A 14,617-nucleotide genomic window follows, 5' to 3' on the forward strand; every position below is an offset into this window, starting at 1 on the left:
CGATCTCTTGCGTCCGTCGTTGGACGCTGGCGACCGCTCACCCTCTGTTTGCGACCGCTCGCTTCCGGGTCACTTTCGTCGCAACGTGATCGACTTCGCTTGGCGGTTGTGATCTAAAGGGCTTCCGAAACGCACACGGTTTCCTCTTGGTCAGCAGCAGCACCAGTACCAACAGCATGTCCGACGCGTTCGTGCCCGTCGTCCGCATCTTCGCGGACGAGGTCGTGATCCATCGGACCGAGGGCCTCGAGTCTCTCTACGAGACCGAGAAGGTCCCTCTCCTGGAACTCGCGTTCGACTACCGCGGCCGTATCGTCATGGCCTCGGAGGACTCCGACCTCGAGGACGGCGAAGGTAGTTCGTTCCGCAATCGGAAGGACGAGGCGCGGGTACGCCGTTTGCTCGAGAGCTTCGGGGCCATCCCCCTCGACGTGCTCGATGAATGGGCGACGTCCGTGCAGGCCGACTATGTGGTTCGTTGCGACGGCAACGTCCACGATTTCTGCGCCTTCAGCGCCTACGTCGTGCCGCAGCTCCGAACGATGGGTTGGCGGGTCGACATCGCCAAGGACTATCCGTTCCGCGTCGTCCAGAGCGAGCCGCGCTGGTACGCGAACGTCGAGAGCAGCGATCCCGAAAATCCCGAGGCGCAGCGCCCCGACTGGTTCGGTCTCGAGCTCGGCGTCGATCTCGACGGCCGACGCGTGAACCTGCTTCCTGCGCTTCTCGAGCTCATCGAACGCGCGAATGGGAAAGCGCTCGCCGAGCTCGCCGCGGCCACGCGGAAGTGCCTGGCGCTTCCCGTCGGTGAAGGCCTCTTCTTGCCAGTCCCCGCGGAGCGCGCACGCGCCATCCTTCGCGTGCTCGCCGAGCTTTGGGAAGGCCAGGTCTCGCCCAAGGGAAAGATCGAGTTCCCGCAAGTGCGTGCGCCGGCGCTCCTCGCGCTCGACGAGGCCTTCAAGGTCGACGGCGAAACCTTGCACGTCGAAGGCGACGGTCGCGCGCGCGCCTGGGCCGAGCTCCTCACGCAGCCCGTCGCCACCGCCACTCCTCCCGTTGGCTTGCAGGCGCAGCTGCGCCCGTATCAGATCGAAGGCCTCACCTGGCTGCAGAACCTCCGCGAGCGAGGTTGCGGCGGCGTCCTCGCCGACGACATGGGGCTCGGCAAGACGCTGCAGACCATCTCGCACCTTCTCAAAGAGAAGGAAGGCGGCCGCCTCGATCGACCCGCGATGATCATCGCGCCCACTTCGCTCGTGCCGAACTGGGATCGCGAGATCAAGAAGTTCGCGCCGCAGCTGAAGGTGTACTGCTTTCACGGCCCCGATCGCGCGGAGAGCTATCACCTCGCGGCCGAAGCGGACATCATCGTCACGAGTTACCCCGTGGTCTGCCGCGACGAGGAGCTCCTCGGCCAGCGCAAGTACCACATGGTCATCCTCGACGAGGCGCAGACCATCAAGAACCTCCGCTCGCGCGCGCACGTCGCGTGTCGCAAGATCGACGCTGAGCACCGCATTGCGCTCTCCGGCACGCCGGTCGAAAACCATCTTGGCGAGCTCTGGGCGCTGCTCGACTTCGTGAATCCCGGCCTCCTCGGCGACGAGGCGCACTTCAACCGCTTCTACCGGGTGCCCGTCGAGAAGGGAAAAAACGAAGAGCGACTCATGGCCCTTCGTGAGGTCGTTGCGCCGTACATCCTTCGTCGCATGAAGAGGGACGTGGCGAAGGAGCTTCCGCCAAAGACGGAAGTGATGCGTCCCATCGAGCTGCGCGGCAGCCAGCGGGAGCTCTACGAGAGCATCCGCGTCGCCGCGCACGCCGAGGTGCGAAAGCTGATCAAGAAGAAGGGCCTCGCGGCGTCCACGGTGCCGATCCTCGGCGCGCTCACGAAGCTTCGCCAGGTTTGCTGCGACCCACGTCTCGTGCGAATCAGTACGGCGGGACAGGTCCGCGAGAGCGCGAAGTACCAGATGTTCTTCGACCTCGTCGAAAAGCAGCTGTCAGGTGGCCATCGCATCCTCGTCTTCTCGCAGTTCACGAGCATGCTCGGCCTGCTCGCCAACGGTCTGAAGGAGCGCAAGATCCCCTTCACCGAGCTCACCGGCGCCACGATGGATCGCGCCGCGGCCGTCGACAAATTCGAGAGCGGCCAGGCCACCGTGTTCCTCATCAGCCTTCGCGCGGGAGGCACGGGCCTCACGCTGACGAGTGCCGACGTCGTCATCCACTACGACCCGTGGTGGAACCCCGCCATCCAGGCGCAAGCAACGGACCGCGCGTATCGCATCGGTCAAAAGAAGCCGGTCATCTCGTACCACCTGTTCGCGGCCGGAAGCGTGGAGGAGCGCATCCTCGGACTGCAGCAGAGCAAGCGCCACGTGGCCGACGCCATCCTCGGAAACGCGACCGCTGGCAGCGGCTTGACCGAGAACGAAATCGACGTGCTTTTCGCGCCGCTCGGCGCCTGAGCGCGAGCCGATCACGACGTCGAAGGGGCCGGTACGCTGAGCTCGATCGAGCCCAGATCCTGAGGCATAGTCAGGGCTACATGCGTATTGCCCTGCTCTATCCCCCGCCGTGGAAGGTTGCGGGACCGGACGAAGCTCGTCACACGAAGGACGGGCCCCCGGAGGGATATCGCGAGGGCGATCTCGACGCCGACTTCTACCAAACGCCCTACGGCCTCTTTGCGCTCGGCGCGCAGGCCATCCGCGCGGGCCACCAAGTGAAGGTCTTGAACCTCTCCTCCTATCCGTGGAGCAAGGTCGAGGAGATCGTCCAGAAGCTCGATGCCGACGTGTGGGGCATGTCTTGCTGGACGGCGAATCGTCGCGGCGTGCGGCTCGTCTCCGAGTGCATCAAGCGCCATCACCCGAACGCGCACGTCGTCGTCGGCGGTCCTCATGCGACACCGCTCGGTCCGGAGCTGCTCGGTCACTACCCGCACGTCGACACGGTCTGCCTCGGCGAGAGCGACATCACCTTTCTCGAGCTTGTCTCGCGCCTCTCGAAGGGACTCGACACGAAGGCGATCGCGGGCACCGTCTACCGCGACGACGGACGCGTGGTCACCGCTCCGGAGCGCAAGAACGTGAGCGACCTCGACGCGCTCGCCTCGCCGCAGGAGTACTTCGACACGCACATCATGATGACGTCGCGTGGCTGCCCGTGGGCCTGCACGTTTTGCGGCGCGGAGACGTCGTGGGGGCGAGGCTTCCGCGCGAACTCGATCGACTACGTGCTCTCGGCGATGGAGAAGGTCACTTCGCGGCTGCCCGTGAGGATGATCCAGATCAAAGACGACACGTTCACCACGAACAAGAAGCGCGTCCTCGAGATGTGCCGCAAGATGCGTGAGCGCAATCTCGGCTTCTTCTGGAGTTGTGATACGCGCGTCGACTTGCTCTCCGACGAGCTCCTGCGCGAGATGCGCCTTGCCGGCTGTCAGCGGCTTTCGCTCGGCGTCGAGAGTGGCTCGCAAGAGATCCTCGACAAGATCGACAAGAAGATCACCCCGCAGGAGATCATCGAGTCCACCGAGCTTGCCAAGAAGTACGGCATCAAGGTCCGCTACTACATGATGCTCGGCAATCGCGGCGAGACGAAGGAGAGCTTCGCCGAGACCCTGCGCTTCCTCGAGCGCGCGAAGCCTCACGAGTACGTCTTTTCGTGCCTCTCGATCTATCCCGGCACACGCGACTTCTACGATGCGGAGAAGGCTGGCTGGCTGAATCGCTCGATCTACTTCGAGCGCGATTTCCAGGAGTACAAGACGCCCTTCGACGCCTCCGAAGACACGATGCGCGTCTTGAACGAGTGGTTCTTCTCGAACCACGGGTTGCAGATCGGCTACCGCGACACCACCGCGGATTACGAGTGCATCGCCGAGCGCCTCGGCGACTACCACGCCGCGCACATGGATCTGGGGGCGGCCTACTACCACGAGGGCAAGCTCGATCTCGCCGAGCGCCACGTTCGCAAGGCCCTCGAGCTCGGCTATCCGTGTCCGGGCCTCGCGCTCAATCACCTGGCCTGCATCGCGAAGGCGCGCGGTGACATCGAGGCGATGATGGATCTCTTCATGAAGGCGGCGAAGACGGATCCTCAGCACTGGGTGCTGATCCAGAACGTCAACGCCGCCCGCGCCTGGTTCAAGAAGAACGGACCCGCGCAGCACCTCCCGCTCGAGCTCGTCGTCCGACACGACTTCCAGCTCCTCGAGCGCACGATGCAGCCCACGCTTCCGGGGCCGCTGCCCGAGGACTACGCCGAGTGGCGTCCAGCCCTCGCACCTGCGCCTCTCGAGGCCGCCGAAGAGTTCGTGAAGACGCCCGACCTCGAAGGCAGCAAGAAGGGCCTCGACGAACGAAAGCGCCTCCCCGTCGTCTAGCGCTCGTCACGCGGTCAGCGCAGCGTGCCCTTGACCGTGAGGTCCGCCAAGGCGTCGAGCGAGAGGCGTCGACCTTCGCAACGCACACGTCACTGTATGATGCAAGCGATACGGGCGCGCGAGGTGGAGCGCGAGTGCAGCGTGCGGAATGTTCCCGTGAGGCTGATTCCAAAGGGCAAAAACGCATGCGCTCGTGTGTTCCCGTTGGTTGAGTCGTCCTCCAATTCTCCGTGCTCGCGCTTGGAGCGACGGATTTGCGACCTGTACTTTGCCGCCCCTCGATGGCGAACCTCAGAACCCTCATTGCAAACCATCTCGTCGGGGGGACTCTCGTTGCGCTCGGTGTCACGGCGGCTTGCCGACAGGTCCAAGCGACCTCCGATGAGCGCAGCACGTCCGAGCTGCCGACGGATCCGACGTCACCGGGCGACCTCGCATCGGCCGACGCCGGTGTGAAGTCTCCGCGGGAAGATGGCGGTACGAACAAAGGCGACGGCCCTGACGCAGGCGACGGCTCGAGCGACGACTCGGATCCTTCGGGCTCGTCGAGCTCTTCGAGTTCTTCGGGCTCGAGCGGTAGCTCTGGTGACAACGGCGATACGGGCGGTTCATCCGGCTCGAGTGGCTCGAGTGGCTCGAGTGGTTCGTCTGGCTCGAGTGGCTCATCTGGCTCGAGTGGCTCGTCCGGCTCGAGTGGTTCGTCCGGCTCCTCGGGCAATGGAGGCGACACCGTTTCTCCCGAGCGCGCGGTCGCGACGAAGCTCGGGCTGCCTTCTCGATTCCTCTTCGGCCTCGGCAACGACTCCGAAGGAAACAGCTCCGATCAGGTGACCGCGTACACGCTCGGGCCGCAGCTCGACATCCACTACATGTACCTGTCGGGACTCGACTGGCCGACGTGGAACTCGCCCGAGGGGCAGTACGTGACGATGCACGCCAACTCGGCGAAGCGGCACGGCGTGGTCCCGATGTTCACGCTCTACCAAGCGGCCGCGGGAGGCGAGGGCAACCTCGGCACCTTCAACGATCCCACGTTCATGACTCGCTACTGGAACGGTGTTCGCGTCATGTACAGGCGCCTCGGCGAGTTCGGCTCTCCGGCGATCGTGCATCTCGAGCCGGATTTCTGGGGCTACTGCCAGCAGCAGAAGGGCGACGACCCGGCGAGCATCCCGGTCAAGGTCGGCTCGATCGTGCCGGAATGCAGCGACCTCCCCGAGAACGTCGCCGGCATGGGCAAGTGCGCGGTGCGTCTCGCGCGGTCGCTCGCTCCCAAGGTCGTCGTCGGGCTCTCTGCCTCGACGTTCGGCGCATACACGAACGGCGCGAGCGACCCGGTTCGCATCTCGGCCTACCTCAAGAAGATCGGCGGCGCAGACGCGGACATCACCGTGGTCGAGACGCTCGATCGTGACGCCGGATGTTTCGAGCAGGGCACGGATCCGAACTGCAAGCGCTCGGGCACGTTCTACTGGGACGAGTCGAATGCCACGAAGCCGAACTTCAAAGATCACTTCGCGTGGACGAAGGGGATCCGCGACGGCGTCGGCAAGCCGCTTCTCTGGTGGCAGACGCCGCTCGGTGCACCGAGCTCGACGAAGGGCGGATCGGCGGGGAAGTACCGCGACAACCGCGTTCACTACTTCTTCGCGCATCCCGACCAGCTGGTGGCGTCGGGCGGCATCGGCGCCGTCTTCGGAACAGGCGCCGGCAACCAAACGACGGCGAAGAGCGACGGCGGTCAGTTCAAAGACGCCATGACCAGGTATCTGACGCAGACCGTCGCGCTGCCTTGAACGGCTTGGCTGTGCAGCGCGCACGGCCAGAGAGACAAAACGCGAAGAGCGCGGGTTGCTCGAAGCGACCCGCGCTCTAACGTACCTGCCGTCGTGAAGGACTACTGGTTGACGGGGCGGACGTCGCGACCGAGCGCGTGATCGAGGCGCACGCGAGCGAGGCGCGCGTCGACACGGGCGTTCAGGTGATCGAGACGGGTCTGCGCGAGCGCCTGTTCGGCGTCGATGACCGTGGTGCCCGTGCCGCGACCGTTGTTGAAGAGCTCGCGCGCGACGCGGTAACCCTCGACGGCGCTCTCGAGCTGGCGCTGCGTGGTGACGACCGCGGCGTCGGCTTCGACGACGCTCTGGTACGACTGGACGACTTCGATTTCGATGCCGTCGCGGGTCGAACCCTTCTGCGCCTCGAGCTGGTTTGCACGCGCCGCTGCCTCGGTGGCCTGCGGGCCGGCGACGAGGAAGTCGTTGGGCGACCAGGTGACCTGCGCACCGAGCGACCAGGTTGCGAACCACTCGTTCTGCTGCGGGAAGCGGCGCGAGTTCGGGTTCGCGTAGGTGACGTCGCCGAAGCCGGAGAGGACCGGGTAGCGGCCGGCGTTGATCGCATCGGCCTGCTTGCGCGCGGCCTCGGCGCTCTTGTCGATGCTCTTGATCTCGGGACGCGCCGATTGACCTTCGGCAACGAGCTGATTCACGTTGCCGGGGGCGGGCGGAACCGAACCCTCGAGCGAATCGCCGGGGACGAGCTTCTCGTCTTCGCCCGAGTGCATGGCGACGCGCACCTGGCGCTCGTTCTGCACTTCGAGGCTCTTGGCGCGCTCGAGGAAGAGCTCCGACGAAGCAACCTGGGTCTGCGCGCGGAGAACGTCAGCCTTGGAAGCGTTGCCGACCGAGAACTGGTTCTCGGAATCCTTGAGGTGCGCGCGCGCGACGGCGAGCGTCTGCGCGGCGACGACGACGGCGCCACGCGAGCGGAGCCAGCCGAAGTAGGCAATCTTGCCGTCCGAGAACGACTTCGCGCGAGAAGCCGCGAGGTCGTAGCGGGCGGCGTCCTCCGAGCGCGTGGCGGCGCTGTAGTTCTTGCCGATGCGGAGGAAGTAGTCGCTGATCGGAATCGTGATCGCGGCCTGGGTAAACCAGTTGTCGAGCACGAGGGGGAAGCTCAGGGCGTTCGCCGGGAGGGCGAAGGTGGGCGAGGGATTGACGGTGCCGCCCGGCTCAAGGGTGCCTACGAAGCTGCCCGTGCTCCCTCCGATGCTCGGCGGCTGGAAGTTGCTGAGGCGCGTGTAACGCGCGGTGAGACCGATGCGCGGAACCCAGTTGGCCGCCGCTGCAGTCGTGCGCTCACCGCTCGCCGCGAGCGCCTGCTCCGAAGCCTTCGCCGCGTAGCTCGTGGCCATCGCGCGCTGGCCGACCTGATCGGCCATGATGCCGCCCGCTTCCGACGCCGTCAGATCGCTGACCTTGGAAGCCCCTGCCGCATCGAAAATCTCCGCCTGATTGGCGAGTTCGCCCGCGCTACCCGGCGCCGACGCGGTGCCGGGCGTGGTCGGCTGGGCCGCCGGCGTAGCAGCCGGGGTGGCAGGTTGAGCTGCAGCCGTCGGGGGCTTTGCGCCAGGCGCGTTGGCCGGCGCGCCAGGCGCCTTGGCCGGGGCGGCAGGTGCAGGCCGCTGGGCCGGCGCCTGCTGGGCGAGTGCCGGCGTGACTGCCGACGACGCCGCGAGCACGCCGCATGCGCCCAAGGCTGCGAGGAAATCCAAGCTCCGCATTGATGAGTCCTTTCTCGGGCCGTTCGATGCCGGAGGGCGGCATTCCGTCACGCGAAACTGTGCAAGTGACGGCGCTGCTTCTACTTCGGCTGACGAAAAACCTGGACGAAAAAGCGCGCCAGGCCCGAGGATTACAGCTTCATGACCACGCGTGGCCGCCTCGGCGAGACGTGGGCCTCGACCCAGAACCCGACCCAGAACCCGACCCAGAACCTGACAACGAGTTCGACTCCGACCTCGTTGTCGATGTCGCCGTCCGTGTCGCCGTTGTCGAGTGTCCTGCCCCTCGTCTTTTTTGTTGCAAGTGCAACACTCGCGTGCGCAGCGGCCGGGTGCGGCGCGCCGGCTGCCCGCAAGCCGATCGAGATGGAGCCGATCGGCACCGTGCCCAACGTGCCGAGGACGGTCAACGAAGACGACCAGTCCACCACCACCACGCCGAACAGCGGGACGCCCAACCCACTCAAGCAGAGCGCGTGCTCCGGCGGCTCGATCGAGTCCCTCGACGAAGTGTTGCGTCAGTGTGACGTTCCGATGCCGAAGAGCGCGGAGCTGCCCGGGGGCATGCGGGACAAGCTCGAAGTGAAGGTGACGCCGAGCACCTCTTCGACAAGTCCGGGCGGGCGCGTCGAGCTCACCGTCACGTTTCGCAACGTCTCGCCGGATCCTCTCCCTCTCTATTTCACGGGGGATCCCACGCCTCGCTTCGAGGTCGAGACGGTCGACGGCAAGGGCAAGAGGGCCGAGCTTCCGACGGGGAAGGCACCTCCCTGGCCCAAAGGCACGAACCCACCCGCTCGTGACGTGAAGGCTTCGCGCATCACGTTGAGCTCGGGTGGGTATGCGAAAGTGAAGATCGTCTGGGATGCGGTGAAGACCCGCTGGGCGCCGGAAAAAGCGAAATCGTGGGAGGGGCGAGGCTACCCGCGCGCGCCTGCGGGTGCGCTCGCCCCTGGGAAGTACACGCTGCGCTTCGCGCTGCCGCTCATCGGAGTCTTCGAGAAGGGCGACTTCGATCTTCCGAAGCTACCCATCGAAGTCTCTCCCTAGTGGGGGGCTCTGCCCCCCTCAAAACCGGAGGTTTCGAGCCTCCCCCGTGGGTCGCGGCGGGTCGCCTGACGGCGCGTCGCGCTCGGAGCGCGACGAAGAACCCGCCGCTCGCCTCGTGGCATCGTGCGAGCCGCGTTGTGTCCGCTCCCTCATGGGAGCGGGCACCGGCCAGTGAGCGGCTCTCCCGGGAGCATCACTTCTTCGCGGAGCGGGCGTGCTTGCCGTGGTGCGGGCGGACCGACTTCACGACCTCACGGACCTGCTGCGCCTCTTCCTTCGTGACCGTGCCGTCGGCGATGGCCTTGTTCACGGCGTCGTTGATCTGCGCGGTGCCCGCGTCGAACTTCGTGCGGAGGTCCTTGGCCTGATCCGCCGGCAGCTTCGCGGCGCGCTCTTCCATATGCGCCCGCGCCTTGGCGGTACGCGCATCGACCTTCTGCTTGAACTCGGCGCCGGGCATCGGGAACTTCGCCTGATCGCCCTTGTCGCCGTGCTGCACCTGCGCCGGCGCGTTGCCTTGCGAAGGCGCCGCGAACGCGGGGACGGCAGCGAGGGTCGAGATGGCAAGCGCGGTGGCGACGAAGATGGATCGCATGACTTCCGGTTCTCCTTATTAAGGAGCCCTCTCTCTCGGGGCTCGTGGGGACAGACGTCCGTCCGCCCGAAGCCATGCCCCTCTTTACGGATGTTTACGTCCGGCGAGAGAAGTCACGGTTTCCCGCAGGAGGACGAGGCCTTTTGCCCATGTGATCATGGCGTTGGACACATCCGCCTGACCTTCGCCGTACGTGACGATCTGCCGCGCGACGACGTCGACTCTGTCGCTCAATGTAAGCTCTTCCGCCCGGAGCTGGGCGACGCCAAGCGCGGCGAGCGCGTCCGCCCGGCAGAGGGAATAGGTGTAGCTTGCACGCGGTCCACCCGCGCTCGGCGAACATGCGCCGCCCCAGTGGAGGAGGTTGGCGTTCCACGCGAGCGCCGTCCCCGCCGTCACGGGCATCGCTTGCGCCGCATCGAGCTGCGCATCCCTACGCTCGAGCGCCCTCGGGTAGCCGGGATCGTCATCGAGCGGCACGCAGTGCATGCATGCGCGATCCACCGGGGCATCGGTGACGGCGACCCAGACGTTGAGAAACTCGGGGACGCTTCGATCGAGCCGCGGCGTGACGAGACCGCGATGCGGAGGCCACCCATGCTGCCCGGGCGCGACATGGAATGCCCAGACGTCCTCCACGAGGACGTACGGCTGCCCGAGCGCACGGCTCGTGCGCGCGCGCATCGCCTCCCCGAGCTGCCATGGTTCGTCGAACAGGTAGGCGAACACGCCGGGCAGCCCCGCGCCGAGCACCGCCTCGACCCCGAAGGCGAGCCGTCGGCACGTTGCGGGCGACGCCGCCTTCGCGAGCTCGGTCCAGCCACGCTGTACGAGCCGATGTGCGACGTTGTCGTCCGATGCGTCGAGGGCGACCGCGGCCGGAGCGCCCGCCGGTCCCAGGGTCAACGTGGGTGCCAGGGCGCGTAGCCGCCGGAGAACCTGCTCGTCCTGGGGCCCGCCGGTTCGCTGCAATAGTTCCAAAATTTCATGCATTTCAGATCTCTCCAGCGAGGCCGGACCGCCGCCGCCCTGGCCGCCACCCTGGTTGCTGCCGGGGCCGAACTGCGATACGAAAAGGGCGCGTGAATGCAGCGGTCACCCGGTGCATCTCACCGTGCATCTCAGATTGCGCATCTCAGATTGCCGCCGCTTTGTCGGCGCACGATCCGGATCGAGTGGCTTATAGGAGATCAGGCGTCGAATGACTCGCACGCGCATTGATGGCTCGCAAGGCTCGCAAGAGCCGCTCAGCTCGGACGTCGCGGCCCCCAGCACGTCGCCCGCGGCTCCTGCTCGTGCGCAGTACCGCGCCCCGAAGCTCCGCCACCTCGGCTCCGTCCGCGAGCTCACCCTCGGCGGCACGATGGGCAAGGCCGAGGGGTTCAACTCATTTATGATGATGTAGCGATTCGGTTTGCCGCTTCGGTCGGCAGACCCGAAGTGTGGGCGTGCAGTCAACGTTCGTCTTCCGCCATGATGGGCTTGGGCCCGAGGTCTCGCGCCTTACGGAGGCTCTCGCCGGTGGCGGTGGCTTTGTGGACGTCGAGACGCTGGCCGGTCGCGTTCTGTTCTGCTCTCCACTGATTGCCGGGCGGACCATCTATCGGGACGTGATCGCACTTCCGAACGCCCGCCGGAGCTATACGCACGAGCCTGGCTGCATCTCCGTGGCGTCGCCCATAGCTGCCGCGCAACTTCTCCGGCGGAAGATCGAGGGGGCGATCGATCGTGCGCTTCACGGCGTGTCGCGCGTCGCGGTCGCGACGGGAGGAGGTCTCGACTCGGCGGCCTTACTTGCGTTGGCGAACGCGTGGGCGCAGCGCACGGGGGGAACGGCGTTCGGTGTTGCGCTCGACTTCGAGTCCATCGGCGACGACCGCCCTCACTTGCGGGCGCTGCAAGCCTACCTTGGCTGCGAAGTCATGCGGGTCCGCCCCGAGGCGGCCGCGAGTAGGTGCGAGGCCTTCGAGCGTGGTGTGGATGCAGCGCCGCTCACGTGGCCGAGCGGCACGATGGAGATCGAACTCCTCGTGCAGGCGCGAGCTGCAGGTGCAGAGGTCGTGCTGTCCGGCGCCGGAGCCGACGAGCTGTTCGATGGCGATCCGCGCTCGTTTGCGGCCGTGATGCGCGCTGGTCGCGTCTCGAACGCGGTGCGCGAGGTTCGCCGACTACGGGGATTCGACAGACCACGGTCGTCCGTTGCCTCGTGGTTGCTGCGGCCGTTGGTCTCCTCGATGGTGCCCGTCGGTTTACGTCGGCTCCGTGCTCGAGGGAGCGAACCATCGATGCCGCCGTGGGTAGGCCCGCGACTCGAGAAAGTGATGAGGACCTGGCACGCCATCGAGCTCGAACGCACCCTTGGCACCTCGCCGGTGCCGGAAGCTCAACGCCAGCCGTCGCCACCGTCGTCCCATCACGAGCAACTCTTGTGGCTCAGGCACCAACAGGAAGTGGCGGCCGACCTCGAGCGTCGCGACCCGTACTTGGACGGCGAACTGATCGAGTTCGTTCGCGGTTTGCCTCCGTATTGGTTACTCACCGGGGGCCGTCGCCGCGGACTTTTCCGCGAAGCGATGCGAGGGGTGCTGCCCGAATCGGTGCGCCTGCGTGACGACAAAGCAGGGTTCGAACCGGCGCTCGCGCGCTTCGTTTCGGCTATCGGCGGTCATCAACGCTTGCGCCCTCTCGCGGATGTTCGGTACCTCGCCGATTTGGGAATCGTGCGTCCGCGGGCATTCGAAGACGACTTCCAGGCGTTCGTGTCGTCGCTCGAGACGAGTGATGCGTGGTCGACCGTATGGCCAGCCTTGGCGGTCGAATCGTTCTTGCGATCACGAGATGGTGGACTCTCATGAGTGGAGTGCGCTGGCTCGCCGAGCACGTCGAGGATGGAGAGGTCGCGTTTCGAATCGGGCGAGAGGGGGACGACCTCGTGGCCGAGTGGGTGGGCATCGTTCGACTCACGGTTGGCCGCGACGGCAGGAACGTCCGCTTCGTGCCAGAGCCCGATGCTTACGAGCCTGATCTCGAGAAGATTCGTCGCGGCAGTGCGGCGCTGCTCCTTCGGCAGCTCGAGGGCAAATTGGCCCTCCACGGCGCAGCGGTGTCCGTGGACAGCCGTGTGCTCGTTCTACTGGGCCGCAGCGGCCAGGGAAAATCGACGCTCGCGGCGAGCTTGTGCCAGGCGGGGGCGGCGCTCTACGCGGACGACGCCGTGGCCATCGAGAGTCGCGAAGGCGGCTACGTCGTCGCACCGACCGAAGCCAACCACTGGCTCGATCGCGACGCGCGACGTGCGCTTGGGTTGGCCGCTCTCGATGACTGGAAAATGCCCGTGGCGACGGCCGTTGCAGGCCGCACCGAGGTACGACTCGCTGTCATCGTCGAGCTCGTCTATGCAGCTGTCGCGACTCCGAGACTCACACGAGTGACCGACGTCGATGCATTCGGTTTCCTCGTCCCGCAGGTCGCGAGGTTCGTCCTCGACGAGCCCGAACGGCAGCGACGCGAGTTCGAAACTCTCGCGCACCTCATCGAATCTGTTCCGATCTATCGTCTCGAACGTCGGCGCGGTTTCGACGGTCTACCGGCGACGTGCGCATTGCTTCGAGATCTCGTTCATCGTGAAAGGTAAGAGCGCGAATCATGTCTGGACCGATCGACGCCGAACGTCGTTTTCGAATCTCTCCGAGCGTCTACGCTCGCGGTTTCGGCGCCGAGTTGGTGCTCCTCGACTTCGGTCGAGGTGAGTACTTCGGTCTCGATGAAGTCGGTGCTGAAGTTTGGCGCGGTCTCGAGGCAGGCGATTCATTGAGTCGCATCGTGGAGACCATCGTGTCTCGCTACGAGGTCTCTGCGGATGTTGCTCTTTCCGACATTCACGACCTCGTCGCACATCTTCACGACGCATCGCTCATTCTTGAATTTTAGTTACGTTCGCCGCTCCTCATGACGCGTCCAACGAACACTCTTAATCGCTCGGCTGGTCCTGTCGTTAGAAAGAGGGACCGGCGCGATCCATGCTACCGTCACACTACGGGGTCCCGATGAAGAACCTTCGACTACTCGCTTTCACGACTGGCACGCTGTTTCTCTCCTCGGCCTTCATGCTCGCGGCATGCAGCGACGACACCGTGGTCACGCCGATCGACACCGACTCCGGTGTCGATGGTGGAACAGACGCAAAGGCCGACACCTCGACGCCTGACGCTACGGACTCCGGTCCCGACGCGACAGCTGACGCCGGGATTACGCTCGATAACTACATCACGAACGTTGGCGAAGCCCTGTGCAACGCGATCACGCGCTGCTGCTTCGGGAACCCGAACGTGCCCGACGGTGGCGCGGTGACGGGCGGCACGTTCGGTCGAGCCCAGTGCGTGAAGCAGCAGGCCCACTTCGGCTTCGAGCAGACCAACTTCGGCGCCGAGGACCTGACGAGCGGCACCTTCGTCCTCGATCAGGCGAAAGCGCAGCAGTGCATGCAGCAGGCCGAGGCCATGCAGTGCGATCTGAGCGGTGCATCGCTTCGACAGATTCGAAGCGTCTGCTTCGAAGCAATCTCCGGTACGGTCGCCAAGGACAAGGCCTGCAAGGCGGACATCGAGTGTGCGCCGGGCTCGTTCTGTAATCCGACCGATCCGTCGAGCCTGACGAATCGCGCAGGCACCTGCCAGCCGCTTCGCGGAGCGGGTGGAAATTGCGGCGACGTCGCGAACACCGGTGACGAGGACACGGATCAGCAGCTTGCCGAATACGCATGCTCCTCGCGAGCAGCTGGAGACACGGGCCTTCACTGCGACTCATTCGACTTTACCGCCGGCCCCGATGGCGCGTACCGCGCTCGCGCGGACTGGAAGTGCATGGCTGGCGTCGATAATGGCCAGAAGTGCAGCTCGAACGTCTGGTGCAAGACGGGCATCTGCGACACCGCGAACGACGGCATCTGCAAGGATCCGCTCGAGATCCTCCAGAACTCCTGCACCGCGTTCGTGATTCCGGCGCCCTGAAACGA

Annotated in this window: 12 protein-coding genes; 9 read left to right on the plus strand and 3 right to left on the minus strand. The window is 65.7% G+C overall.

Going from position 1 to position 14,617, the window contains the following annotated elements; translation table 11 throughout:
- Positions 1 to 176 precede the first annotated feature (176 nt).
- The 3 genes from AKJ09_RS34020 (at position 177) to AKJ09_RS34030 (ending at position 6,189) form a co-directional block, all read left to right on the plus strand.
- Complete coding sequence (locus AKJ09_RS34020; protein ID WP_146652016.1) at positions 177 to 2,471, plus strand: DEAD/DEAH box helicase; 2,295 nt, start codon at positions 177 to 179, stop codon at positions 2,469 to 2,471.
- A gap of 80 nt (positions 2,472 to 2,551) precedes the next feature.
- On the plus strand, positions 2,552 to 4,393 hold the full coding sequence (locus AKJ09_RS34025; protein ID WP_146652017.1) for a B12-binding domain-containing radical SAM protein: 1,842 nt from the start codon (positions 2,552 to 2,554) through the stop codon (positions 4,391 to 4,393).
- A 281-nt stretch (positions 4,394 to 4,674) separates the two neighbouring features.
- Positions 4,675 to 6,189 carry a hypothetical protein gene (locus tag AKJ09_RS34030; protein ID WP_146652018.1) on the plus strand — a complete coding sequence of 505 codons (1,515 nt, stop codon included), beginning with the start codon at positions 4,675 to 4,677 and terminating at the stop codon, positions 6,187 to 6,189.
- 101 nt (positions 6,190 to 6,290) lie between these two features.
- On the opposite strand, the gene AKJ09_RS34035 is transcribed toward AKJ09_RS34030, so the two are convergent.
- Complete coding sequence (locus tag AKJ09_RS34035) at positions 6,291 to 7,958, minus strand: TolC family protein (protein ID WP_146652019.1); 1,668 nt, start codon at positions 7,956 to 7,958, stop codon at positions 6,291 to 6,293.
- A gap of 141 nt (positions 7,959 to 8,099) precedes the next feature.
- On the opposite strand from AKJ09_RS34035, the gene AKJ09_RS34040 reads away from it, so the two are divergent.
- Positions 8,100 to 9,008: a hypothetical protein gene (locus AKJ09_RS34040; protein WP_146652020.1), complete on the plus strand. Its 909-nt coding sequence runs from the start codon at positions 8,100 to 8,102 to the stop codon at positions 9,006 to 9,008.
- 193 nt (positions 9,009 to 9,201) lie between these two features.
- On the opposite strand, the gene AKJ09_RS34045 is transcribed toward AKJ09_RS34040, so the two are convergent.
- The gene (locus tag AKJ09_RS34045) at positions 9,202 to 9,603 is read right to left on the minus strand and encodes a hypothetical protein (protein ID WP_146652021.1); all 402 of its coding nucleotides are present in this window, start codon (positions 9,601 to 9,603) and stop codon (positions 9,202 to 9,204) included.
- 84 nt (positions 9,604 to 9,687) lie between these two features.
- Positions 9,688 to 10,596, minus strand: a complete 909-nt coding sequence (locus AKJ09_RS34050) for a phytanoyl-CoA dioxygenase family protein (RefSeq protein ID WP_146652022.1) — start codon at positions 10,594 to 10,596, stop codon at positions 9,688 to 9,690.
- 208 nt (positions 10,597 to 10,804) lie between these two features.
- On the opposite strand from AKJ09_RS34050, the gene AKJ09_RS34055 reads away from it, so the two are divergent.
- The 5 genes from AKJ09_RS34055 to AKJ09_RS34075 all read left to right on the plus strand — a co-directional run bounded on the left by AKJ09_RS34055 (position 10,805) and on the right by AKJ09_RS34075 (position 14,612).
- Positions 10,805 to 11,008 carry a lasso RiPP family leader peptide-containing protein gene (locus AKJ09_RS34055; protein ID WP_146652023.1) on the plus strand — a complete coding sequence of 68 codons (204 nt, stop codon included), beginning with the start codon at positions 10,805 to 10,807 and terminating at the stop codon, positions 11,006 to 11,008.
- Between the two features lie 43 nt (positions 11,009 to 11,051).
- On the plus strand, positions 11,052 to 12,458 hold the full coding sequence (locus tag AKJ09_RS34060; protein WP_169928093.1) for an asparagine synthase-related protein: 1,407 nt from the start codon (positions 11,052 to 11,054) through the stop codon (positions 12,456 to 12,458).
- Complete coding sequence (locus AKJ09_RS34065) at positions 12,455 to 13,237, plus strand: HPr kinase/phosphorylase (protein WP_169928094.1); 783 nt, start codon at positions 12,455 to 12,457, stop codon at positions 13,235 to 13,237. Before AKJ09_RS34060 ends, AKJ09_RS34065 begins: the two co-directional genes overlap by 4 nt.
- 11 nt (positions 13,238 to 13,248) lie before the next feature.
- On the plus strand, positions 13,249 to 13,533 hold the full coding sequence (locus tag AKJ09_RS34070; protein ID WP_146652026.1) for a PqqD family protein: 285 nt from the start codon (positions 13,249 to 13,251) through the stop codon (positions 13,531 to 13,533).
- 116 nt (positions 13,534 to 13,649) lie between these two features.
- Positions 13,650 to 14,612, plus strand: a complete 963-nt coding sequence (locus AKJ09_RS34075) for a hypothetical protein (protein ID WP_146652027.1) — start codon at positions 13,650 to 13,652, stop codon at positions 14,610 to 14,612.
- Positions 14,613 to 14,617: the final 5 nt, after the last annotated feature.

This window comes from Labilithrix luteola (genome assembly GCF_001263205.1).
GTDB lineage: Bacteria > Myxococcota_A > Polyangia > Polyangiales > Polyangiaceae > Labilithrix > Labilithrix luteola.